This is a genomic window from Paenibacillus sp. FSL R7-0198, assembly GCF_038000415.1.
In the GTDB taxonomy this organism is placed as follows: Bacteria; Bacillota; Bacilli; order Paenibacillales; family Paenibacillaceae; genus Paenibacillus.
Genome location: NZ_JBBOCB010000001.1, coordinates 3,889,079 through 3,912,742 on the forward strand (window position 1 = coordinate 3,889,079; position 23,664 = coordinate 3,912,742).

General features: G+C 47.7%; 19 protein-coding genes. 15 read left to right on the forward strand and 4 right to left on the reverse strand.

Annotated elements, in window-relative coordinates:
- The first annotated feature begins 40 nt into the window (after nucleotides 1-40).
- The 14 genes from MKY87_RS16840 to MKY87_RS16905 all read left to right on the forward strand — a co-directional run bounded on the left by MKY87_RS16840 (nucleotide 41) and on the right by MKY87_RS16905 (nucleotide 15,450).
- A complete protein-coding gene (locus MKY87_RS16840; RefSeq protein WP_340965459.1) occupies nucleotides 41-238 on the forward strand; it encodes a hypothetical protein in 198 nt (65 codons plus the stop codon).
- A complete protein-coding gene (locus MKY87_RS16845; RefSeq protein WP_340965461.1) occupies nucleotides 231-803 on the forward strand; it encodes a zeta toxin family protein in 573 nt (190 codons plus the stop codon). The genes MKY87_RS16840 and MKY87_RS16845 overlap by 8 nt, the downstream gene beginning before the upstream one ends.
- Nucleotides 804-1,016: 213 nt before the next feature.
- The gene (locus MKY87_RS16850) at nucleotides 1,017-1,178 is read left to right on the forward strand and encodes a hypothetical protein (RefSeq protein ID WP_340965463.1); all 162 of its coding nucleotides are present in this window, start codon (nucleotides 1,017-1,019) and stop codon (nucleotides 1,176-1,178) included.
- Between the two features lie 93 nt (nucleotides 1,179-1,271).
- Nucleotides 1,272-1,724: a uracil-DNA glycosylase gene (locus tag MKY87_RS16855; RefSeq protein ID WP_340965465.1), complete on the forward strand. Its 453-nt coding sequence runs from the start codon at nucleotides 1,272-1,274 to the stop codon at nucleotides 1,722-1,724.
- Between the two features lie 105 nt (nucleotides 1,725-1,829).
- Nucleotides 1,830-2,192, forward strand: a complete 363-nt coding sequence (locus MKY87_RS16860) for a hypothetical protein (RefSeq protein WP_340965466.1) — start codon at nucleotides 1,830-1,832, stop codon at nucleotides 2,190-2,192.
- Nucleotides 2,193-2,758: 566 nt separating this feature from the next.
- Complete coding sequence (locus tag MKY87_RS16865) at nucleotides 2,759-4,891, forward strand: cache domain-containing sensor histidine kinase (RefSeq protein ID WP_340965467.1); 2,133 nt, start codon at nucleotides 2,759-2,761, stop codon at nucleotides 4,889-4,891.
- On the forward strand, nucleotides 4,882-6,633 hold the full coding sequence (locus tag MKY87_RS16870) for a response regulator (RefSeq protein ID WP_340965468.1): 1,752 nt from the start codon (nucleotides 4,882-4,884) through the stop codon (nucleotides 6,631-6,633). Before MKY87_RS16865 ends, MKY87_RS16870 begins: the two co-directional genes overlap by 10 nt.
- A 191-nt stretch (nucleotides 6,634-6,824) precedes the next feature.
- Nucleotides 6,825-8,138 (forward strand): extracellular solute-binding protein, encoded by a 1,314-nt coding sequence (locus MKY87_RS16875; protein WP_340965469.1) that lies wholly within the window; start codon nucleotides 6,825-6,827, stop codon nucleotides 8,136-8,138.
- Between the two features lie 214 nt (nucleotides 8,139-8,352).
- Nucleotides 8,353-9,222: a carbohydrate ABC transporter permease gene (locus MKY87_RS16880; protein ID WP_017691225.1), complete on the forward strand. Its 870-nt coding sequence runs from the start codon at nucleotides 8,353-8,355 to the stop codon at nucleotides 9,220-9,222.
- 15 nt (nucleotides 9,223-9,237) lie between these two features.
- A complete protein-coding gene (locus MKY87_RS16885; protein WP_340965470.1) occupies nucleotides 9,238-10,113 on the forward strand; it encodes a carbohydrate ABC transporter permease in 876 nt (291 codons plus the stop codon).
- A gap of 186 nt (nucleotides 10,114-10,299) precedes the next feature.
- On the forward strand, nucleotides 10,300-10,941 hold the full coding sequence (locus MKY87_RS16890; protein WP_340965471.1) for a polysaccharide deacetylase family protein: 642 nt from the start codon (nucleotides 10,300-10,302) through the stop codon (nucleotides 10,939-10,941).
- Nucleotides 10,942-11,090: 149 nt separating this feature from the next.
- Nucleotides 11,091-12,344, forward strand: a complete 1,254-nt coding sequence (locus MKY87_RS16895) for a mechanosensitive ion channel family protein (RefSeq protein ID WP_340965472.1) — start codon at nucleotides 11,091-11,093, stop codon at nucleotides 12,342-12,344.
- Between the two features lie 193 nt (nucleotides 12,345-12,537).
- Entirely contained in the window at nucleotides 12,538-14,457 is a 1,920-nt protein-coding gene (locus MKY87_RS16900) for an AraC family transcriptional regulator (RefSeq protein WP_340965473.1), read from the forward strand.
- Nucleotides 14,458-14,598: 141 nt separating this feature from the next.
- The gene (locus MKY87_RS16905; protein ID WP_339787322.1) at nucleotides 14,599-15,450 is read left to right on the forward strand and encodes an aldo/keto reductase; all 852 of its coding nucleotides are present in this window, start codon (nucleotides 14,599-14,601) and stop codon (nucleotides 15,448-15,450) included.
- Nucleotides 15,451-15,684: 234 nt separating this feature from the next.
- Here the strand turns inward: MKY87_RS16905 and MKY87_RS16910 are convergent, their stop codons facing one another.
- Nucleotides 15,685-18,855, reverse strand: coding sequence for an alpha-mannosidase (locus MKY87_RS16910; protein ID WP_340965474.1), 3,171 nt, complete (start codon nucleotides 18,853-18,855; stop codon nucleotides 15,685-15,687).
- 198 nt (nucleotides 18,856-19,053) lie between these two features.
- On the opposite strand from MKY87_RS16910, the gene MKY87_RS16915 reads away from it, so the two are divergent.
- Entirely contained in the window at nucleotides 19,054-19,977 is a 924-nt protein-coding gene (locus MKY87_RS16915; protein ID WP_340965475.1) for an AraC family transcriptional regulator, read from the forward strand.
- Between the two features lie 206 nt (nucleotides 19,978-20,183).
- Here the strand turns inward: MKY87_RS16915 and pdxA are convergent, their stop codons facing one another.
- From pdxA to MKY87_RS16930, 3 genes are all read right to left on the reverse strand, one after another.
- On the reverse strand, nucleotides 20,184-21,185 hold the full coding sequence (pdxA, locus tag MKY87_RS16920; RefSeq protein WP_340965476.1) for a 4-hydroxythreonine-4-phosphate dehydrogenase PdxA: 1,002 nt from the start codon (nucleotides 21,183-21,185) through the stop codon (nucleotides 20,184-20,186).
- Nucleotides 21,182-22,477 carry a four-carbon acid sugar kinase family protein gene (locus tag MKY87_RS16925; protein ID WP_340965477.1) on the reverse strand — a complete coding sequence of 432 codons (1,296 nt, stop codon included), beginning with the start codon at nucleotides 22,475-22,477 and terminating at the stop codon, nucleotides 21,182-21,184. The genes pdxA and MKY87_RS16925 overlap by 4 nt, the downstream gene beginning before the upstream one ends.
- 95 nt (nucleotides 22,478-22,572) lie before the next feature.
- Nucleotides 22,573-23,559: a 2-keto-3-deoxygluconate permease gene (locus MKY87_RS16930; RefSeq protein ID WP_036616292.1), complete on the reverse strand. Its 987-nt coding sequence runs from the start codon at nucleotides 23,557-23,559 to the stop codon at nucleotides 22,573-22,575.
- Between the last annotated feature and the right edge of the window lie 105 nt (nucleotides 23,560-23,664).

Consider the following 23,664-nt stretch of genomic DNA (forward strand, 5'->3'; position numbering starts at 1 on the left):
TATGATATAATAAGCATAAATTTAGATTGGGGGACTCAAGATGCTGGAAAATCGAGAACAGCTCCAAGAAATTTTAAAAAAAGCCAATCAACATGCACGGAAACAAGCTAAAGAATCAGGTGCCTCTATTTACTATATAAAGAATAACAAACGCGTTCGTGAGGATGCTGCGGGTAATAAGTTCGAAATTATATTTGACGCTACTGGGAAACGCCAGGAGTTGGAGTATCATGAGTGAAATCAGACCAGTCATGACTGTGTTTGCGGGCACCAATGGAGCAGGGAAAAGTACACTCAGCATGCAAATGAGAGCGTGGCTTGGTGAACTGGTTGATCCGGATCAGATTGCAAGAGAGTTGAAGCCAGAGAATCCTCGTAGTGCTGATCTGTCTGCTGGCAGGGAAGCTGTAAAAAGAATCCGATCACTCATTAAAAGTGGTGTAAACTTCGCTATTGAAACGACATTGTCCGGATCATTTGTTTTAAAACATATGGAGATTGCAAAAGAAAACAATTACGAAATTGTCGTGTACTATATCGGCCTTGAAGATGTTCAAATGCATATAGATCGTGTTGCCTCTCGTGTTGAACAAGGTGGACATTGGATTGCAGAAGAAGACATTCGTTATCGATATGGTGAGTCATTGAAGAACCTTAAACCAGCTCTAGCCATCGCAGATCAGGTTATCATCATTGATAATACATACGAGCCTTTAATTGTTGCAGAAATCATACAGAGTAATTTGATCTATTGTGTTGAGTCCATACCTGCTTGGGCTAATCCTGTTCTTGTGGGTTACTGACACTCGGGTAACTTCAAAACTGTGACTACACCCGTAGAAGCTTATGTGTCGTTACCTTCGGACAGGGGTTCGACTCCCCTCGCCTCCATTAGAGTCAAGAAACCATCAACCAGTAATCTGGTTGGTGGTTTTTCTGTTTATGCTATAATATTTGTAAAATAAGCTGGTGCAAGCCCGATATACTCTGTAATCTCCTAAAGGAGGCAAAAAAGCATGAGCCAAACGCAGCAACAGATCCGCGAGTTTGTTGCAGGGGTACAAGCATATGTCTCGCCAGTAAATGTGATTAATCCTTGGAGAGATTATGTGACGGGTTATGATATCGGCCCCGAAGCGGTAAATATTCGTTCGGAACATTTGGTCAGGTATTTGTAACCAAGAATGTGCAGGGCTCGGTACATATTTATTGCGGAAGCTGTGGGATATCAAGGAGCGAGGTTCTCCGGCGTACCCTTGACGTCTGAGCGAATGGTTACGGGGAATCACTCGTTGGTGGATCACCAGATGATTTTTCCAGGTGAGCCGGGTGTCCGAACAAGCCTGCCTAATATCGCCAAACCTAACCGGAGTCAGGCATTGTATGGATTCGCAGAACCGACAGCATCCATCATATGGGGCGAAGTGTTATCCAGTGCAAGGTGGAAACCAATGGACTTTATATTTTGGAACATCTATCCCTTTCATCCCTATCAATCTTCTGAGAACAGGATGACGAATCGAACGCCGACTTTGGCAGAGTTGGAGGATGGTGTGTTATTCGCAAGACAGCTTATGCAACTGAATCCTGATGCTCAGATCGTGGCTATTGGCAGAAAGTCAGCAGACACGTTAAGCTCCCATCTCATTAAACATCATCATGTTCCCCATCCTGCAAACGGAAGAGCAGTACAATTCCAAAAAGCAGTAAGGTCAATAATCTAGCCCATTTGGAACTGGAGAAATAAAGGCTGACACATGCATTCTTATCGTTCAAGTGCACGCACATAACGTAATGCCTATCCTATAAAGATTGGTTGGTGAAGCTGAATGAATGAAAAATACTGGCTTGTGGTGCAATATCCGCTGAAGAGCGAGCAGGGCAGCAAACGAGATCATTGGTTGAAGGAAAAGGTAATGGAATATCTGGAAACCGTTCTAACCCAGGCAGAGTTGGGAGAGGTGGATGGATGTGATCTTGGTAGCCGTGTGGCTGATCCAAAGGAATATGTAATGAACATTTTCTGTGTGGTAACGGACGAGGATCGGAGTATAGCGCTAATTAAAAAAGTGCTGAGGGAGAGCCGCCTCGATTACACCCGCATCCAAATCGCCACGATGCCTTATGGGACAGAGGGAAGCTACACACTGAAATATGCCTCCAAAAAAGGCGTGACCGAATTCTCGCTTTGATCACGAGTGGCTGTGGCTGTTTACCATAACGAACTCTGTACTTGTCCTGCCCGAGGGCGTTTTGCCTCCGAAAATTTCCCCACTTAATTTCATTATACGAGAAAATGATGATTGGACTCCCCAAACTTAACCACTCGATCAACACACGCCCCATAGTAAGATTTGTGCATGCTCGTACATATTGTAATTCTGCTCAAAAGAAGCGCATATCAAGGCAGATGTTTATCAGCGTCTTTTGTGTAGTAAGATCCTCCGCGTCCCCTGCATCACTCTCCATCCAGCACAACTTCCAACTTACTATCTGTACCTCCAAAATTTTATAAAGCAGTGCTCCTTGGGGTTTTAAGTCAAGGGGCCCCATACCCGAAGTATTCACAACATCCGTCTTCCCACATCCTTTTACTCAGTCCATGTCATCCCCAAGCGATAAAAAGAATTGAGCCTCCTCCATACACCGTCCTATAATATACAATTGTATACAATCCAAGAGAGTGGTGGGTATCACAACTGGTCATCAGATCCCAACCGTTAAACCCATCACACTTCGGAACCAAAGGAGGGTCAGAGTGAAAAACAGAGCAAAGGATGCAACAACAGATGCAGGAGCAACAACAGAAGGAGATGCAACAATTGAAGCGAAAGCGACAGCAACAGCATCAGATGTCGAGACCAATGCAGAAGCAAACGATAATATGAAAGCAAACACAAGAGCAAACTCCAGTGCAATGAAGAAGAAGTGGACTCCCCGTTTCAAAGAGTTCATTCAACGCAAGCCCAGGACATTGGCTTTTAAAATCCCGTTTGCCTACTTTGTCATTATTCTGCTAACGGTGGCGTTCAGTGCGTTGGTGCTGAATCGAATCTCGGAAAGAGATGCGCAACGAAAGATCAATGAAGCATCACTGCAGACAATTACATCCATTGAGACCAACGTTAATCTGATGATCGAAAACGTGAATAATTATTCGAAAATGATTTTATCCGATCCCAACTTGCAGAACCTGCTGCGGCAGGGCAATGTGTACTCCAATTTACAGACACAGTCCAAGGTCAGCGCGTATTTAACCAATATTATGCAAGCGGTTCCAATTATCGATTCAGTCTATATTTACGATAATTCGGGACACCGATTCTCGGTTGGTACACAGGAATGGCCTACGTTTATGGAAGCAAATGTGAAGGAAGCGCTGTGGTATGAAGAGGCCTTGAAGCACAACGGACGATATCTGCTCAGGCTGAATGGTGGCAACAACGACAGCGGTGTCTCGGCGACGGGGGAAAATGATGGGCAAGAGGTGGTCTCATTTATTCGCCTCATTCGCGATTTGGATGATACGTCTCCGCTTGGATTTCTGGTTATGAACATCAAGGGGGCATCCATCGCTCAAGCCTACGCCAACCTGTCTGCACCGGATTCATTTCAGGTGGCCATTCTGGATGAGCATCAGCGGCTGATCGCAACCAACGCAACCGATGGAAAGAAGGTCGTGCCTGCTGTATCCGACGCATCCATGTCTGCGGCTTCTGGACAGGAAGGGATGTACGAGATGTTAGAGGCCAATCAGGCCAAGTTAAAACAAACCTTTCGAGAGCAGCCCTCTGGCTTCATCACCTTGCAGTCGGGTGGTCAGGAATATGCGGTTACCTATCGTTCGGCTGGTGATGATCAGTGGAAATTCATCAGCATGAGTCCATACCGGGCTACCGATACCCGTAATAAATCCATGGTGCTGCTCGCATTGATCCTGCTGGCGGTGAACGGGACTGTCTTTTTTGTAAGTTCATTCATCATCTCGCGCAGTGTCATCAAGCCGATTCACAAGCTGCTTCGTGCCATGCAGAAAGCGCCAAGTGGCAACTTCCGTAAAGTAACGGTTGAGCTGAACAGCTACGAGTTCGAACAGCTATATGGAGGGTACAACCAGATGATTGAGCAGATTGACCAGATGCTGAAACGCATCATTCAGGAGCAGCAGACGATCCGCCGTGCAGAGCTGAATACACTTCAGGCGCAGATCAAGCCGCATTTTTTATACAACACACTGGATTCCATCACCTCCCTGGCCATGTCGGGCATGAACGATAAGGTATGTGAGCTGTTAGAAGCGCTCGGAAGTTACTATCGACTGAGTGTCAGCAAAGGCCGTGAACTGATTACATTGCACGAGGAGGTAGAGATTGTACGCAATTATCTGACGATCCAGCAGGTGCGCTACCCCGGTGTGTTTGAGGTGCGGTACGATATTGCTCCAGATTGTGAGCGGGTGATGATTCCCAAGCTCGTGCTCCAGCCGCTGGTGGAAAATTCACTGTATCATGGCATTCGTCCCAAAGGCAGCCCAGGCACGATACGCATTCAAGCACATCGATCCGAGGAAGGGGTAATTCTAACGATCACTGACGACGGAGTCGGCATGTCCGAGGAAGAAGTGCAGCAGGTTCAACGCAAAGAAATAAACCGTTCTAACCGTTCTGACTCAACTAACTCATCTAACCCCTCTAATTCAACTAATCTTTCCAATCTTTCTAAGATTACCTATAACTCTAAACACAATCCAAGCTTTGGCTTGTGGGGAACGATGGAGCGGCTTCGCATTTTTTATGACAGAGAAGATGGACTCAAGCTGCAGAGCGAGGTTGGAAAAGGAACAACCATTATCATAACGATCCCGAAGGGAGCCGATGCATCATGGAATTGACTGTGGAACCACTAAAGGTATTGATTGTGGATGACGAGTACCTCATCCGAAATCTGCTGCGCATGCGTATCGATTGGAAGCAGCAAGGCATGACCATCATTGGCGAGGCCTCCGATGCTGAAGAGGCTTTGAACCAGGTTGAGCTGTTGCGTCCGGACATCGTGTTCACGGACATATACATGCCCAAGATGGACGGCATTGAACTGAGCGGCATTCTCATGGAGCGTTACCCAAACATAAAAATCGTGGTTGTGACGGGGCATGATGAATTTGAATATGCTCGTCAGAGTGTGAAGCTGGGCATATCCGATTTTATTTTGAAACCCATTCGTGCTTCTGAGTTATTACAGGTTACGGCGAAGCTGCGAGTGGCAATCGAGCAGGAGATCGGGCGCGAGTATGAGCTGATGAAGTTGCGAGAGGAGATGAAGCAGAGCTTGCCTTATCTCAGGGAGCGATTTGTGAATCAATGGTTAATTGATGTGATGCCTGAGGATGAACTACAAGAGAAGGCGCGTTTCTTCGGTATCCCTATCTCGTCTGGTGAACCAGAATTGCGCATCGCAGTCATGGAGGTGGAGGTTGCTGTACCGCAAGCGAAGATAGCTGCACCAGAGGTATATCTGCATCTATCCGAACCATATCACCAAAGACACCAAGCCCAACGAGGGCTTCAACAACAACAACACGATCAACCCCCATTAAGCCATTATCAGACAGAAGCCCATCCACAAACCGTTGAGGAAATACATATTCTGCTGCGAATGGTAGGCATGAAGCAGGTGCAGGCTTTTTATCCCCAGGATTCGCATACGATTATCGTCATGGACTCGCATAACCGGATAGTTGTGCTCTCACTTGGTGCGGATACGGAATTTGCCAATCAGGTACAGCAGCTTCAAGAAGAACTTCAACATACACTTAAGCTTGAAGGATGTGAAGTTGATGTGACCGTAGGGATTGGGCAATGGCAATCAGGATGGGGAAGGGCCTGTGTGGGATACCGGGAGGCGTGTCGTGCACTCGATTATCAGGCATTTGTGGGAAAAAATCAGGTTATTTGCTTCGAGGATCTGGTCATCGAAGGCGGTAAAAAGCCCTACCACTCGGATGCTCAGCTGCTCCAACAACTGCAATTTTACGTCAGTGTTGGTGCGGGGGAAGAAGCCGTATTGTTGCTGGAGCGTATGCTGTCTGTGCCGTTTTCGGACGTTTCACAGTTTCGGATGGCAGCCATGGATGTGGTTACGGAGTGCCAGCGTGCTGCCATAGAGCAACAGATTGAGGGAGAGCACGCATTGAACAAAGAGGCGGTTGCGGCCATTTTTACAGCAGATCATCTGCCCGAACTAAAAAGCATGCTGGAGCAGCATGTCCGCACCGTATCGGATGTCATACAAGCCAAGCGACAGGCCAAGGAAGGTAATCTGATCGACCGGGTGAAGGCTTATCTTGAAGAGAACATGGGCAATGCGGAAGTAGGGCTTTCTAGCACCGCGGCTGCTTTTTACGTAAGTTCGGGCCATCTGGGGCGGCTGATGAAAAAAGAAACCGGGCAGACATTTGTGGAATATCTGACCCAACTCCGCATGAAGAAGGCTGAAATGCTGCTGAAACAGACGGATATGAAAGGGTATGAGATTGGGGAGCAGGTAGGCATCCCGGACCCACACTATTTCAGCGTCTTGTTCAAAAAACATATCGGCCGATCCATGAATGAGTATCGGAATGTAAAAACCTGAAAAACGAGAATGCAAAAATGGGGAGTGTGGGGGAGTGCAGAGATGGTTTGAGCGTAAACGCACTTCCACTTCCAGTTCCACATATGTTCGAATATTACAAATCGATGCCTGTTTTCTAAATGGAGAACAACGCACAGTTTGCCTAAAATATGGGCTAGAACCAACTAAAACGCATAGGGAGGTCCATAGAGATGAAAGCGCTATTAAAAAAATCAGCAAGTCTAATTCTGACTCTGGGCATTGTAAGCAGTCTGGCGGCATGTTCATCGGGCTCGTCCGGTGGAGCACAGGGGGAAAGTAACGGCAAGATCAAGCTGACGCTGTGGGATCAATCGGTTGGCAATACCGATCCTTCGGCTAAGTTACTGCCCGAGATTGTTGAGAAATGGAACAGCGAGCACCCAGACATTCAGGTTGAACGTACGGGCACGACAGGAGAACAGTACAAAACCAAAGTCAAAACATCAATTGCAGCTGGTGAAGCGCCAGACCTGTTCTATGGCATGGGTGGCGGCAGCTTCATGCAGCCGTACATCAAATCCGGCAATGTGCTGGAAATTTCAAGTTACCTGACGGACGATATCAAAGAACGAATGGGTCCGGGTATGGCGGAGGCCATCAATATGGACGGCAAAATCTACACATTGCCCGTGTATACTCATATCGCCAATCTTTACGTGAATACGGAATTGTTCGAGCAGGCGGGTGCCAAGATTCCGACCACATATAACGAACTGTTGGATGCAGTCGCCAAGCTGAAAGCGGCAGGAATCACCCCGGCTGTGATTGGAGAGAAAGATCGCTGGCCGGGCATGTACTGGTACGACATTATTGCGATGCGTCAGGCAGGCAATGCTGCGGTGATGGAAGCTTTTAAAGATCCGTCAAAGTGGAATTCGCCCGACTTTGTTGCCGCCGCGACCAAAATGCAGCAGCTTGCACAAGCAGGAGCGTTCAACAGCAGCATGTTCAGCATGAGCTATGACGAGATGCTTGGTGCATTTAATGCAGGCAACGGCGCGATGATGTTCCAGGCCAACTGGGTGAATGCAGGCATTGAGGACCCGTCCTCCGCAGTCAAAGGCAAAGTGAAAGTGATTCCGTTCCCGGTATTTGAAGATGGCAAAGGCACAAATACCGAAATCTTTGGCGGAGCCGTCGATGGTTTCTACATCAACCAGAATACCAAACATCCGAAGGAAGCCGTGGAATTCCTCATGTATCTGAGTGAGCAGCTTGGTACGAAAGGGTTCCTGGCTGGAGCGGGTCTGCCAAGCTGGAAAACCGATGCACTCGACACATCCAGCCTGTCCTCCCTTGATCTGTCTGCGGCAGATATTATGAAAACGGCGACCTCATTCATCGCGTGGTGGGATAACATTCTGCCTGCGGAGTCTGCCGAAGCGCACAAAAACCTGATTGCCCAGCTGCTTGCCGGCGATGTAACACCGGAGGAGTTCTGCAAACAGATGGCACAGCTCAAACCAACAGAGCTAAGTCTATAGAAAACAGATAGGCAGGTATACGTGCGTGCAAGCTTACATGCTTAAATGCTTACAGGCCTTAGGTCCTTACACTAGAAGTCTTTGCAAATTGCCTGTGAATATCTTGCGCATAGACCTTGTGAGCTTGCAATGTTACCGCTTCTAATCATGAAGATGAACCCAAACAAGGCGTGGTCCGGAATATCCCGGTCACGCCTTTGAGAGGAGAACAATAATGAACTCTGTATTTTCCAATAAAGGCACGATAGCCGTCTTTGTACTGCCGACGCTGCTTCTGTTCTGCGGCATTGTGCTTATTCCGATCTTTGTCTCCAGTTATTACAGTCTGCTGGACTGGAACGGCGTGGGCAGGGGTACATTTATCGGCCTGGACAACTATGTAGAGATGTTTAAAGATACCCGTGTGCTGAATTCTATCAAAAACTCCCTGTTATTCGCGGGTGCTTCGGTGTTCATTCAACTGCCAATCTCGCTGGTGCTCGCACTGATTCTGGCGTCCAACGTCAAGGGGGAAGGGTTCTACCGGACCGTGTATTTTATCCCGGTGTTGATCTCAACGGTGGTTATTGCCCAGTTGTGGTCAAAAATCTACAATGCCGATTATGGCCTGCTGAACGTGCTGCTGCAAAGTATCGGCTTATCCAGCCTGGCACAGGACTGGCTGGGGCAGAAGGACACCGCCTTGGCGGCATCGTTTATTCCGACCTTGTGGCAGTACGTGGGGTATCACATGCTGCTGATGTATGCAGGAGCAAAGTCCGTGTCTCAGGATGTGCTCGAAGCTGCTCGAATGGATGGTGCTTCCCGTATTCGCACGGCGTGGTCCATTATGATCCCGCTAATGAAGCCGATTCTGAAGGTAAGCCTCGTTTTTTCCGTCATCGGTGCGTTCAAGGTGTTTGACCTGATCTATGTGCTGACGGGAGGCGGACCATTTTATACAACTGAAGTGCCGAGCACACTGATGTACGCTACCATTTTTGATACGTTCCGGTACGGATATGGCAGTGCGATCTCGGTCTTTATCATTGTGGAGTGTCTAGTGTGTACGATCCTCATTAATTCATTGTTCAAAACGGAGTAGAGGGAGGCAAAAGGCATGAGTACCGTAGAAGTCATGTTGCAAAAAAATCCCAAGCCGAGGTCCATCTCCGGACCGATCGGGAAAGTGTTTCTGCAAGCGTTTCTGATCCTCGTTGCGATTGTGCAGATCTACCCGCTTATCTGGCTGGCGCTGTTTTCCCTGAAGGATAACAGTGAGATCTTCAGTGGTGATGTAGCTGGGTTGCCCAAAGCATTTCTGTGGAGCAACTACACCAAAGCCATGTCTGACGGCCATGTGCTGACCTATTTTATGAATAGTGTGCTGGTTACTGCGGCCTCCATTGTCTTGGTACTGATCTTGTCCTCCATGACGGGATACGCAATCACGAGAATGAACTGGAAGCTCAGCGGGTTCACGATGACACTCATTTTGCTGGGCATGATGGTGCCGATTCATGCGGCGCTGCTGCCATTGTTTATTATTTTGAAGAATCTGAGCCTGCTCAACAGCTACTGGTCACTGATCATTCCCTATGTGGCATTTGGCATTCCGATGGCGGTGTTCATTCTGGGCAGTTTTTTTAAAGGTATCCCGAGAGAGATGGAGGAGTCGGCGGTTATCGACGGCTGCGGCATATACCGGACGTTTTTCTCCATTATCCTGCCGCTTGTGCGTCCGGCCATATCAACTGTAGCGATCTTCACATTTCTGTCCTGCTGGAACGAGCTGATGTTTGCTGTCACGTTTATCAATAACACGGCTTACCAGACATTGACGGTGGGCATGATGTCGATGGTGGGAACGTACATTACGCAATGGGGCATCATTGGTGCGGGACTGATGATTACAACGGTGCCAACGGTAGTCATCTATCTGCTGTTGAACAAACAGGTGCAGAAGAGTATGATCGCAGGTGCGATCAAGGGTTAGCTGAAGGCTGGACTGGAGGCTTGGCGGTAGAAGGGCTTGCTGCTCGCTCGCTGTACTCTCTTTCTGGTGGATATCGGCTTGATTCGGGATTTCGCAAGGTGTGATCTCTGGACTGGACCGCGGCGTATGGACATGGAATAATAAGGGGGATATAGCCAGTCAGTTGCAGAGAGGGGTCATTATAGTATGGTCAATATTGCGATGGTAGAGCAGGAGTCTGTTCGGGAAAAGGTTGTTGCGTTCACGTTTGATGATGGGCCACATCCGGTGTACACACCTCAAGTGCTTGAGATATTCCGGCGTGCCGGTGGGCAGGCGACGTTTTTCATGATTGGCCAAGAGATGGAGAACCACCCGGAGATTGCGGCGGAGGTGCATCGTGCAGGGCATGAGATCGCTAACCATACGTACACGCATCCAGATCTGACCAAGTTGACGCTAAAGGAAGCCGGGGAGGAGTTGCAACGCGCAGAAAATCTTGTTCAAAAAGTTACGGGGCAACCTGCCCGCAGCTTCCGACCGCCGTATTTTGGCGTAAACGATGATATACTGTCTCTGGCAGCGGAGCGTGGATATCGCACGATTGGTGCGGTCAACGGGGATGCGAGGGATTGGGACAATCCCGGCGTTGAGCACATTCTGGAGCATAGCCGGTCGGCGGTGAAACCTGGCAGCGTGCTCATATTCCATGATGGGTACGGGGATCGTTCCCAGTCGGTGGAGGCGGTTCGTGTGCTGGTGGATGAACTGGTCGCGGAAGGGTACCGTATGGTCACGGTGAGTGAGTTATTGGACATTTCTCGTGAGCATGATATAAAGACGACATAATTAAGTGGACCCATCATTCTTTGAATGACAGGGTCCTTTTTTAAATATATATAATGCATAGGAAGAACGGAGCGGAAGCACAAACTTTGCTTGCCCTCTCAAACTACTTTATAATAATAGGCTAAACTAGATTATGTCAGGAGGAAACAATGGACTTTATCAGAAATCAACTAGAAGAACTCGGCATGAGTGAACCCTCCATTGGATACCTTTCGAATGTGATTATGATTATTTTTATCGCGCTAATCTCGGTACTGGCGAATGTTATTGCCAAACGAGTGGTACTGAAGACGGTGCATCGTATCGTGAGTAACAATCGTTTCAAGTGGGGCCACATCGTGGTTCAAAAAAATTTATTTCAGAAGCTGTCGCATCTTGTGCCAGCCATTATAATCTATTATTCTGCTTATATTTTCTCGCCCTATCAGGCCATAATTGAAAAATCAGCAATGACCTATATGATTGTAATCATGATTACGATTCTGAATGCTCTGCTGAATGTCTTCGATGATATCTATCGTACCTATGAGGTGTCGAAGATTCGCCCAATCAAGAGTTACATTCAGGTAGCCAAGATTGTCCTGTTCATTATTGGGGGCATTATCGTCATCTCCAGCCTGATTGGACAGAACCCGCTCATTATCCTCAGTGGACTTGGGGCGTTATCGGCGGTATTAATGCTCGTATTCAAAGACTCGATTCTGGGCCTCGTGGCCGGTGTACAGCTATCGTCGAACGATATGGTACGCGTTGGTGACTGGATCGAGATGCCAAAGTATAATGCGGACGGTGACGTCATTGACATTACATTGAACACGGTAAAGGTTATGAATTTTGATAAAACCATTACGATGATTCCAAGCTACGCCCTCATTTCGGATTCGTTCCGTAACTGGAGGGGCATGCAGGTGTCCGGCGGCAGAAGGATTAAGCGGAGTATCTATATTGATATCAGCAGTATCCGTTTTTGTACGGAAGAGATGGTAGCCGAATTTGAGAAAATCCACTACCTGACTGATTATGTCACAGCAAAATTGAAAGAAATTCAAGCGTACAACATGGAGCACCAGGTGAATACCGAAAGCAACGTGAACGGCAGACAGCTGACAAATGTCGGTGTGTTCCGGGAATATATCCATCAATATCTGAGAAATCATCCGAAAATCAATAAGGACATGACGATGATTGTGAGACAACTAGCACCGGAAGATCGCGGACTGCCTCTTGAAATCTATGCATTCAGCAATGATATCAACTGGGGTGTGTATGAGAATGTGCAAGCGGATATCTTTGACCATATCTTCGCGGTGGCGCCAACATTTGGACTGCGGGCCTTCCAGAATCCAACCGGACATGACATTGTGCAACTGAAAGAGGATAAGCAATATGCGCGAGAATACTAGGATTTTATTTCAAAAATGGATGCGATAAAATTATTTCATAGTTATCTATTACGATAGATATGACATCATAACAGCTTTGCCTTTTTTCAATATGCCGTTTCAATTCATAAGCCGTTAACCCATCTGGGTTGAGGGCTTTTTGTCTGTGATATAATAGGCATATTTTATGAACGAAGAAGTAGGGGGAACGCATATGGATTGGGAAGCCCATATCGAACGGTGGAGCCGAACTGCCGTTAGATTGCTAGATATTCGGTATTATCGTGCGGAGCATGGAACGGTTCCTGATCACTATGTAGCGCATACCAGCTTTTTCTTAATTACTACTCATGGAGAGGCTAGGGTAAGTATATCAGGAAAAGTCTACCAGAACCGTTCACCCTACATATTACATGGGGGAGCAGATGCTGAGCTGAGTATTATACCGCTGGATCAGGACTTTGCCTGCTATCTGATTTTATATACAGCGGAGTGTGCATCGCCGGAAGATCAGAAGAGCTTCCAAGTGACGTATGGGTTCGCCCCGTATGCAGTACTCCCTGTTCAGGAAAAGAGTGAAGCCATGAATCGTCTATGGCAAGAGCCAACCTCGATAGACAAGCTACAGGCGCAATCCGTCTTTCTTCCATTGGTGTACGAGATCATGCGGCAACAGATCCAGACATCGGCCAAAAAGGAAGGCAGCAGATCCAACATCGTCACTGAGGCAATCCACTACATTCACGATCACTATAGTGAGCCGATTACAGCCGAGGAACTAGCCAAGAGATACCATTGCAGCGCCAGCTATTTATCCCGTTTGTTCAAAAACCAGATTGGACTAGGACCGATTGAGTATCTCATACATGTGCGCGTTCACAGATCAAAGCATTACCTTCTAAGATCCGAGGCCCGTATCCAGGAAATTGCAAACAACGTAGGTTATGCAGATGTGTATTATTTCAGTCGCTTGTTCAAAAAGCATACCGGCTTATCGCCACTTCAGTTTCGTGCGGAACATCGGCAAAAGATTCAGGTTCAGTATAATCCATTGCGCGGGTTAGAATCGTCTATTGTAACCCCTAAATCCTTTTCTCATAATGAGAATGAGACTTATTATCAACGGATTAGGGAAGGGGACACATCCATGTTTAGATTTTCACGACCGGCCTTTGGGGCGATGATGTTACTATGTACATCCTTGCTTCTAAGTGCATGCCAGACAAGCAGTACTTCAGGAGCAGCGGCTTCCCAGCCAGCTTCATCAGATACGACTACTGCTGTAACTACAGACAGCGCAGCTACGGAAACGCGGATGTATAAACATCTGAAAGGCGAAACCGAGATTCCTGTGAATCCACAGCGAGTCGTCAGCTTTTATCACTTGGGTGAGTTAATGGCGCTTGGGGTGAAGCCGGTTGGCACAACGACATTTATTTTAGATAATCCACTTATAAGTGATACTTCCGGTATTGCAGATGTGGGTGTTCCGCCAGATGCCGAGAAAATTCTGTCACTGGAGCCAGATCTGATTGTTACAACGGCAGCATTTGTGGAGGCTGTGGAAGGCGGGTATGATGCACTAAGTCAGATTGCTCCAACCATTGTTGTCGAGCAGTACAACGACCCGATTAAAGATGTGGAGATGTTTGGTGATATTCTTGGGAAGCAAGAAGAAGCGCGGTTATGGAACGAGCAATTCAAGGCCAAAATCGCGGAGTATAAAGAAAAAATTAGCCCTTATGTAGGTGCCGATGAGACGTTCTCCATATTAAACGTACGTCCAGATGCTCTTTTTGTATACGGGGATACCAATATGGGAGGCAATATCATCTACAAATATCTCGGGTTGAAGCCAACCGCCAAGGTAGAGACAGACGTGATCAAAGGTGAGACGTGGGAAATTTCTTCTGAGGTGATTCCTGACTTTATTGGTGACCGGTTATTCCTTGCTGTCAATGACGGGGCGGAGGATAAACTCAAGGATGTACAGAAACTGATTGAGCAATCGCCAGCAGGGAAAGCGAATAAGGTCTACAATATTGATTTCGACGAGTTTCTGCTCAGTGACCCCATTTCGGTAGAGCAACAGCTGGACATCATTGTTGATATACTGGTCGGAAACAACGAATAGAACGTCCAATACCTTGTAGTCTCTCTTATGCCAAATTGATTCAAGCCCACTGGGAGGGGTAGAATAACGAGAGGACGATCAATTTCTAACAGTCTAATCTCGGAACGATAATCTAACCTTTTGGCAAAGGAGAGTTCTCACATGAATCATATTCCGGAATATACATTGAACGATGGCTTGAAAGTACCTGCAATTGGATTTGGTACCTATAGTTTAAAAGGTGAAGAAGGCGTTAAATCGATTGCGTCCGCAATGGATGCGGGTTATCGATTAATTGATACGGCGTATAACTATGAGAATGAGGCAACCGTGGGCAGAGCAATCAAGCAAAGCTCCATCGCCAGAGAAGAACTGCTCATTTCCTCGAAGCTGCCGGGTCGTTATCACGCTCATGATAAAGCACTTGTGGCGATCCAGGAATCCCTGTACAGAGCCGATCTGGATTATTACGACCTGTATCTGATTCACTGGCCCAATCCGAAGAAGGACATGTATGTCGAGGCATGGCAAGCGCTGATCGAAGCCAAAAAACGTGGATATATCCGATCCATTGGAGTCAGCAACTTCCTGCCTGAGCACAATGAACGCCTGATTAAGGAAACGGGGATAGCGCCGAGTCTGAATCAGATTGAGCTGCATCCATTCTTCGACCAATCCGATCAGCGGGAACAGGATACGAAGCATGGCATCGTGAACGAATCCTGGAGTCCGATTGGACGTGGCAATGATGCCGTACAGGATATTCTGAAGGATGAGAACATTCTTCGGATTGCGGAAACGCATGGCAAAACGCCAACTCAGATCATTCTGCGCTGGCATGTTCAGCTAGGTTCCATTCCCATTCCGAAAGCTGGCTCCTTGCAGCATCAGCAGGAAAATATCGATATATTCGATTTTGAGTTGAGCACAGAAGAGATGCAGGTCATCTCTGCATTTAATCGTCCTGATGGACGGTTATGGGATCAAGATCCAAGCGAGTATGAAGAATTTTAAAGAATGACGTATCCGATGGCTAAGTTGGTTGCTCTATAATCTACCATCGGTGATCAGAAACCCCTGTGAATAAACATGGTAAAGCCTTCTGGCTCTACCGATGATATTCCGGGGGTGTTTTTGTATATCTAGGGATGGCAGTCTGGTAAAAAGAAAAAGAGTGCCCTTGTCAGCCATGACAAGAAGCACCCATAATATGAACGGCTATGCTACATATTCACCGAAAAATGCCGGCTACACGCTCGGAATCCGGAAGGTCAGAATCTCATACGGTTTGATATCAAAAGAAATCCGACCATTTTCCACGGTGCATTCCACTTCGTTGTTCTCAAGCAAATCACACGCGTACGCCGTTGTACCTGCTCCCTCAGGCAATTGCAGGGAAGCACGGCTGCGGCGGCCGTGTGCTTCATAGAGACGGATGATCATATCATCGTTGTTCTCGGCTTTTTTGATAACCTCCAGCACGACATTATCCTGATCGACCGATGCGAGTGACCATGTTCCCGGCAACGTACCGGTTTGCGATGCAATCTCACGAGCAACCAGCGGACGGTTGAGATCATAAGCAGCTTGTATGACACGTCCTTCACGGAAGTCGCCCTGATGCGGATAGAGCGCGTAGGTGAATACGTGCTGCTCTTTGTCGGCATTTTCATTCGGGTACGTTGCGCTCTTGATCAGTGACAGTCGCATCACCGAGTTATGAATATCATATCCGTATTTGCAGTCGTTCAGCAGAGCAGCACCGTACCCGTTCTCCGCCAGATCGGCCCACTTCTGTCCGCATACTTCAAACCGGGCTTGATCCCAGCTCGTATTACGGTGGGTAGCGCGCTCAACGTTGCCGTACTGGATTTCGTAGACCGCTTTCTCACTCCAGATATCGAGCGGGAAGGCGGCTTTCAGCAGCAAATGTTCCTGTTTCCAATCCACAAACGTACGGAAATCAATCCGGCGTGTATGTGCGTAGAAGATGATCGTTTGCTCAATGACCGAGTCCAGGAACTGTCGCTTCACTTGAAGCACGGAACGTACCGGCCCGCTTTCAACCCAATCCAGCGACAGCAGGTCGTTAATCTCCCACATATGCTGTTCATAATAATCGTCAATGTTCCATGCCTCGTATTCCGCAGGTCGATCCTCGAACACTTGCAGCACGTTACCGCGCTTGCCAGACTGAAGAAGCTCACGGCCCTCCAGCTTGTCCCAAACGGATGTGAATTCGGCACTTTCATTCAGTTGAATATCATACCAAGGTGTATGGATGTGGCGCTGATCTGCTTCCCACTGTACAACCGATACCCCCGCGACAAGCTCGTCTGTCAGATCCGGTGTAATTCGGAAGGATTTATACCCGGATGCAGGCACGTTCTCTGCAAGGAACACAAGTCCGCCTTCGGGAGTTCGCTGGCTTGGTACAGGGTGATCTCCATCGTAGACGGTTACTTTTCTTGCAAAAGCAGGCAGTTCAACCACATCCGTGCGTACAAATCCGGTGGTGTTAAATACCACAATGGCTTCGCCATCAGATGTAATTCGGCTGGCAATGCCGTTCAGTGCGCTGTCTTTCAGCTCATCTGTGACACGCAGAACTTCTTCATATTGCTCCTGGGAATCCACATATACCTGCTCAATGGAGCTGCCCGGGAGAATATCATGGAACTGGTTCAGCATCGTCAGCTTCCATGCATGCTCCAGTGCATTGGTTGGATAGGTCGCCTGTGCATTTGCCTGACGATGAATCATGGCATAAAGCTCGGCATCGGCCAGCGCAAATTCGCTATGACGGTTGTACCGTTTGTTGCGTGCCATGGACGTGTAGGTACCCCGGTGATACTCCAGATACAGCTCTCCCGACCAGCGGGGAACGGAAGGAACATCCGCCAGATTTTGCTCCAGCTTCTCAAAAAACTCGCGTACAAAGGTACGTTTCACCGCGGGTACACCCGGCAATCCAACATCAAGTCGTCTGCCATGCTCCAGCATCTCCTCGGTTGGTCCGCCGCCGCCGTCCCCGAATCCGAAACATTGCAGGACATCTGCATTGATGTTTTTGTTCTGGTATCGCTGCCACGTACCTTTCACTTGCGAAGCATTAAACCGTCCATTATAAGTTGTTTCGAAGCGACGCTGCCTGAAATCAGGATGTTTGTCATAGTCTGTTGCTGTGATAAAGTGGGTCAGAACCTCTGATCCGTCGATTCCTCGCCAGTACATCGTATCGTTCGGAATCTGGTTTGTATCATTCCAGGCAATTTTGGTTGTCATAAAATAATCAATGCCGCTCTTGCGCATAATCTGCGGCATCGCTGCACTATAACCAAATACATCCGGCAACCAGAGCACACGGTTCTCCACACCGAACTCTTCCTTGAAGAAACGTTTGCCGTAGATAATCTGACGGATCATGGATTCACCCGAAATCAGGTTACAATCGGCCTCCAGCCACATTGAACCTTCCGCTTCCCAGCGGCCTTCGGCCACCTTTTCCTTGATTTTCTCATATAGGGATGGGTAGTCTGCTTTCAGGTATGCATACAGCTGGGGCTGAGAGGACATGAAGGTATACTCTGGGAACTTGTCCATCAAGTAGAGTACACTCGCAAAGCTGCGAATGACCTTCTCCCGAGTCTGATCCAATGTCCACAGCCATGCCACATCGATATGCGTGTGTCCGATACAGTGCACGGTAGGGATGTGATCACCAGCAGGGCGGATATCACAATAGACATGATCTTGCAGATATCGGCGTGCTTCCAGTACCGATGCATGGAATTCTGAGCTGTTTTCCTGGCGCAAATCCAGCAGATTCACGGCTTTATTCAGATGTTCGATAAGCTTCAGCCGCTCCAGATCATCCTCACGCAGCAGATCAGCAGCATCGAGTGCAGCCTTAAGATCGTAATACAAATCGGAGACTTGCTGATGATGCTCGGCAATATATACATTCAGAAAAACATCCGCGGCAGAAGTACTGCAATAAGCATATAATGCCAGTTCGAATTCATCACCTTTTGCCGCAGCGGATGTCAGGTCGATCTCCGTATGATTCACATCCAGACCGCAGATCAATTCCCTATTGAGGAATGCCAGAAATTGCGGATTATCGTAATTCCAGATGTCATCAGCGCCAGTGACGATGGCACAAACGACCTTTTTTCCTTCCAGATGATCCGGGATTTGAATGCGGGTTTTGAAGCAACTGTGTACGTCTTTGCCGCCCCAGCCATCACCTTTACGGAATACGTTCCAGGAGGAAGGGTCCTCATGCACCAGTTCCCAGGAGTGGTAACCACTTTCTTTATGATAAAGCTCAGGGATATATGTCTTTGAGGTTAGTCGTGCACGTTCCAAGTGTTTAACAATGGTATGGATTCGAGTATACAAGGAATTCATTTTCATGTTGGTTTCCCACCTTGGTTTGTAGTAAGTACAGGCTGTGGTCGTTGTTGGAGCGAGATTTTTGCAAGCGCTAACATATTAACTTTATCATAACAAAAGAGAAATGGGCGAAACTACGTATTGTATGCTGAAAATAACGTCTTTTTATTGCATTTCATGCTAAAATAAACTCATTAGAACCAGGATGGAGGCATGTTCATGACACAATCGGTTTTGGCATACGAGCAGGGATATGCGGTCCATGTGAACCAGCTTGGAGATTCGCTTTTTTATCATCTGGATTATGACGAGCGTTCTCATGATCTAAATATGGAGTTTCAGCATTTCCATGATTTCTATGAAATCTGTATTCTTCTGGATCGAACAGCTGCGCACATCATTGAAGGCAGTTTATATGATATCCAGCCTCTGGATATCGTTCTGCTGCGACCTTCTTTGCTGCATAAAACGCAATATCCGAAGGGTGCCCCGCCGAAACGATTGATGATCACCTTTGCCATGCCACGTAATACACCTGGTCTTGAGAACGATTACAATGAGCTGTTTTCGATTTTTGATGAACCCATTCCGATATTCCGATTTACAGAAGAAAGACGCAAGGAAGTCCTCGCGCCGATCAATGATATTTTTGCTATATCGCAGCATCCTTCTGCACTTCAATCGGTTATGATTCATAGCAAGTTCATGGAGTTTCTCTGTGCCCTTCATCGTTATTCGGCAGAGAACGGGTATGTGCGTGAAGAGACTGGATCAACGATGTCCAGGCGCATGTATGCCATTGCCTCTTATATTCACAGCCATTATCAGCAGGATTTATCTTTGGACGAGGTATCCAAGCGCTTTTATGTAAGTGCCCATCACTTGTCTCGCCAATTCAATAAGGTTACAGGCTTCACCTTCACGGAGTATGTGCAGATGACGCGTATTCGGAATGCCCAGCAATTGCTGCTGAATTCGAGTGAGAAAATCACAGATATTGCTGCACAGTGTGGGTTCACAAGCTTTTCCCAGTTCAACCGCATCTTCAACAAACAGAGCGGAATGTCACCGAGTGCATATCGCCGTAGCCGACATTCACAGAGCGAACGTGAAGTGATATCTTTGGGTAGGCCTGAGCGCTGACAGAAGACAGAGATGATCTGGGGATGTCAGTGGAGCGGTGCTGCATGAATGGCAACAGCCACAGCCACAGATATATGGAGATATACAAAAGGCAAACCCTCCAAGTTACAAAGGGATTGCCTTTTTCCTTCTAATATATAGATTACGTCTACCTAGTGATGGTGGCACAACCAGAATTACTCATGTGCCCCGTATAACGGCTACTCTTAAACTTGATCCTTCGGCGCCAGCTCAATGGCAGAGCGAATGGCAGCCAGCATACTTTTATCATCGGCGATGTTTTTGCCAGCGATATCGAAGGCTGTACCGTGGTCAACGGATGTACGGATGATGCCGCCTTTCAGGCCAACGGTGATGTTCACGCCTTCCTCGATGCCCATTACTTTGATCGGCGCATGGCCTTGGTCGTGGTAGCAGGCTACAACGATATCGAAGTCCCCGCGACCAGCGCGGAAGAAGAGTGTGTCCGCCGGGAGTGGACCAACGACGTTAATGCCTTCCTGCTGTGCACGCTCAATGCCGGGCTGCAGCTTCTCTTCTTCTTCACCATTACCGAACAAGCCGTTCTCTCCGGCATGAGGGTTGATTCCGCATACGGCAACGCGCGGATTCTCAAAGCCTGCTTTTTTCAACGTATCATGAGCAAGCTTCACAACGGTGTACGTTCTTTCCGGGTTGATACTTGCAATGGCATCGATCAGACCCATGTGTGTTGTCAGGTGAATAACGCGCAGATTCGGCGTGGTCAGCATCATAGAGAAGTCCTGCGTATCCGTCAGATCCGCCAGAATCTCGGTGTGTCCCGGGTACAGGTGCCCCCCTTGGTGCAGAGCTTCCTTGTTCAAAGGCGCGGTGCAGATGGAGTGAATCTGCTGTTTTTTGGCAAGATCAATGGCTTTGGCGAGAAACTGGAATGCTGCATCTCCAGCCACGGCAGATACTTTACCGTATTCGAGATCCGCAGGAACGAGGTTCAGATCAATCACATCCACAGTACCGAATTCATACTTGGCTTCAGAAGGCTCTTGAATCGCGTTAACGTTCAGACTTGAGCCGATGACAGGTAACACACGCTCCAGAATTTTCGCGTCACCAATAACGAGTGGATTGCACTGATCGTACATTTCTTTATGACCCAGTGCCTTCATAATAATCTCCGGTCCAATACCTGCTGCGTCGCCCATCGTAATTCCAATTGTAGGTTTCATACAAGAATACCTCCTTTTAATTTTTGAATCGCATGAATAAAGACATCGGGTTTGCCGAATCCGCCTGCTTTGGTAATCACATGCAGATCATCAATCCCTATAAACTTGGAGATCGGCACGCCGATTTCAAGCTCATCCAGCAGCTCGAAGCCGCTAATATTCCATTTCAGACAGATCTGTTTTGCCGTATCGCCACCGGTCATGGATACCCCTTTGAAAAGTCCCTCTTCCAGCAGTCTGGCACAGATCTCACCCATCGCGAGTACAATTTGGTTGCTGACTTCCGTGTGATTGAGACCACGAACTTCGCCCGTTGCCCGTGCCAGTTCGATATCCACCTGTTCAGCGGTGGAGTAGAGGACAACATCTTGTCCTTCCAGCGCTTTGTCTCGGACCTCCTTATAGACACGTTCCATCTCTTCCGTGCGGTCTGCGGTTGCGGATACCGCTTTGAAAGAATGGAAGGAGACTGAAGCCACGCGGGACTTGCGCATCAAGCGATGCAGTTGCTCACGGGAATTCTTGTTTACGCTGCCTACCACCGTCAGAATTGGACCGGAATTCTCCGGGATATCAAGTGAAGCAGCCCTGGACTCCAACTCGTAATGTGCGGGGAGGTAATTGGCAATGCCCGCCGAACCTGCCCAAGTAAAGGTATAATCCATGTCGCGAGTCATACGCAGAATCAGTTCCAGATGGCGTTCTTCGGTGGAGTCCACCATCACATACGGGATGTTATTTGTTTTCAGCTGCTCCAGCTTGGTGCGAATATGATTCTGCCCGGCTTCCAGATCGGCGACGGTGATCTCGCCAACTTCGTACTTGGTCTGTTGTTTCAATAAGTCCGGAAGGTAGGAAATCGTAACAGGTGTCTTCGGATCATGGGCAATTTCAGTATCTGCCAGCGGAACGCCGTTCAGGTAATGAATTCCTTCTAGTATCGTCCGGTTATTTTTTGGATAACCCGGGGCAATCATCATAAAGTCCGGCTTTACGACATCATATACAGCATCAATCTCGATACCGATATTACCGCGCATGGTGGAGTCCATTTTTTTGAAAATTGTTTCAAATCCATTATTCGTCAGCAATTCAGCAGCACGATATACACGGTCATACGCTTCTTGCGAGGATATGGAACGACTATCTGTATCAAAGACGACAGCATCATATCGTGTAAGAGGTCCTTCATCCATATTAAAAAGAACACTGGTCTTCAAGCCATGACGGGCAAGCTGCACCCCGCTGTCATTGGCACCGGTCAAATCATCTGCAATAATGGCTAATTTCATGCAGTCATCCCTCCTTGTAAGCACATCTTTATAAAAAGTCCGTTCAGTTCATTCATTAAGCACAGATTAAGCACATTAAATTAGGTGAAAACCATTTATGTGGTTGGTCGTTGATTATATTTCTCGACTCCACCTGACTTCTCCAGTCGTTTGGAGAGGAACCCGATGAAGATCGGCAACAGGATGGCTGTCGTAACAACGCTCGCTGCAATTTGCACCGTAGCAATCTCGGCAATCGGGCCAAATGAAGCATTAGCAGCCACGATGGCAGCAGGTGTACCTACGGCATTCCCGGCTGTTGAACCTTCGGAAGCACCAACGATGGGGTTCCAGCCAATGGCTTTAAAGAGCAGGAAACCGATACCGCCCGTTAATAGCACGGTCAACACACCCAGTAAAATTCCGCTAAGACCACCTTGAATGATGGAGGAGAAGCTAATGTTCATACCCAGAGCAAATGCGAAGAACGGAACAAGTTTGTCACTGCCTTTATGCAGCCATTCCGCCAGATTGCGGTCCAGATTACCAATAATGACACCAACGATGAGCGGAAGCAATACCGCGACAAAGGCCATAGGAGAGAACATGCCGTTGGCAAAACCCATCGCACCAAAGATGGAGAGCGCTACCATGGTTAGGAAAGGGCCATCACTGAGTGCTAGGAAAGGGTAGGCTGCTTTGTCATCTTCTTTCCCGTATTGGCCGGCGAGAGCAATGTACAAACCGCCATTGGAGTTAGTCATCGCAGCAATAATGGCAAGCGGGGCAAGGCCGAGAAATAACCCGTTTGAATCCGCAAACAAAATAGCGATAAAACCAAGGGCTGCACCAATCACCCATTTGAACGTAAGCAAGGTCAAACCTTTGCCGACAGAGGAACCTGCTGTTTTAAACGTAATCTGTGTACCCGCAATGAACAGGAACAGGGCAATCAAAGTACTGGCACTGTTGACAAAAAGGGCTTCCGTGAATCCGCCAATGCGCAGAGCATTCGGGAAGAATGTATTGATGGTTGCACCAAGTAACAGGGGAACGACCATCATACCGCCAGGGATGCGATCTAAAGTTGCTTTAATGTTCATAGTAGTAGCTCCTTATGAAGTAATCGTTTTTATGAAGCGCTTGCAGGGATTATGTTATCCCATATCGTTTAATATAGCAACAATAAATTATTGTAAATTTTAAAT

What these genes read in the sequence shown, in the direction of transcription:
- MKY87_RS16840 (WP_340965459.1), top strand. Translation starts at nt 41, where the DNA reads ATGCTGGAAAATCGAGAACAGCTCCAAGAAATTTTAAAAAAAGCCAAT.
- MKY87_RS16845 (WP_340965461.1), top strand. Translation starts at nt 231, where the DNA reads ATGAGTGAAATCAGACCAGTCATGACTGTGTTTGCGGGCACCAATGGA.
- MKY87_RS16850 (WP_340965463.1), top strand. Translation starts at nt 1,017, where the DNA reads ATGAGCCAAACGCAGCAACAGATCCGCGAGTTTGTTGCAGGGGTACAA.
- MKY87_RS16855 (WP_340965465.1), top strand. Translation starts at nt 1,272, where the DNA reads ATGGTTACGGGGAATCACTCGTTGGTGGATCACCAGATGATTTTTCCA.
- MKY87_RS16860 (WP_340965466.1), top strand. Translation starts at nt 1,830, where the DNA reads ATGAATGAAAAATACTGGCTTGTGGTGCAATATCCGCTGAAGAGCGAG.
- MKY87_RS16870 (WP_340965468.1), top strand. Translation starts at nt 4,882, where the DNA reads ATGGAATTGACTGTGGAACCACTAAAGGTATTGATTGTGGATGACGAG.
- MKY87_RS16875 (WP_340965469.1), top strand. Translation starts at nt 6,825, where the DNA reads ATGAAAGCGCTATTAAAAAAATCAGCAAGTCTAATTCTGACTCTGGGC.
- MKY87_RS16880 (WP_017691225.1), top strand. Translation starts at nt 8,353, where the DNA reads ATGAACTCTGTATTTTCCAATAAAGGCACGATAGCCGTCTTTGTACTG.
- MKY87_RS16885 (WP_340965470.1), top strand. Translation starts at nt 9,238, where the DNA reads ATGAGTACCGTAGAAGTCATGTTGCAAAAAAATCCCAAGCCGAGGTCC.
- MKY87_RS16890 (WP_340965471.1), top strand. Translation starts at nt 10,300, where the DNA reads ATGGTCAATATTGCGATGGTAGAGCAGGAGTCTGTTCGGGAAAAGGTT.
- MKY87_RS16895 (WP_340965472.1), top strand. Translation starts at nt 11,091, where the DNA reads ATGGACTTTATCAGAAATCAACTAGAAGAACTCGGCATGAGTGAACCC.
- MKY87_RS16900 (WP_340965473.1), top strand. Translation starts at nt 12,538, where the DNA reads ATGGATTGGGAAGCCCATATCGAACGGTGGAGCCGAACTGCCGTTAGA.
- MKY87_RS16905 (WP_339787322.1), top strand. Translation starts at nt 14,599, where the DNA reads ATGAATCATATTCCGGAATATACATTGAACGATGGCTTGAAAGTACCT.
- MKY87_RS16910 (WP_340965474.1), bottom strand. Translation starts at nt 18,855, where the DNA reads ATGAAAATGAATTCCTTGTATACTCGAATCCATACCATTGTTAAACAC.
- MKY87_RS16915 (WP_340965475.1), top strand. Translation starts at nt 19,054, where the DNA reads ATGACACAATCGGTTTTGGCATACGAGCAGGGATATGCGGTCCATGTG.
- pdxA (WP_340965476.1), bottom strand. Translation starts at nt 21,185, where the DNA reads ATGAAACCTACAATTGGAATTACGATGGGCGACGCAGCAGGTATTGGA.
- MKY87_RS16925 (WP_340965477.1), bottom strand. Translation starts at nt 22,477, where the DNA reads ATGAAATTAGCCATTATTGCAGATGATTTGACCGGTGCCAATGACAGC.
- MKY87_RS16930 (WP_036616292.1), bottom strand. Translation starts at nt 23,559, where the DNA reads ATGAACATTAAAGCAACTTTAGATCGCATCCCTGGCGGTATGATGGTC.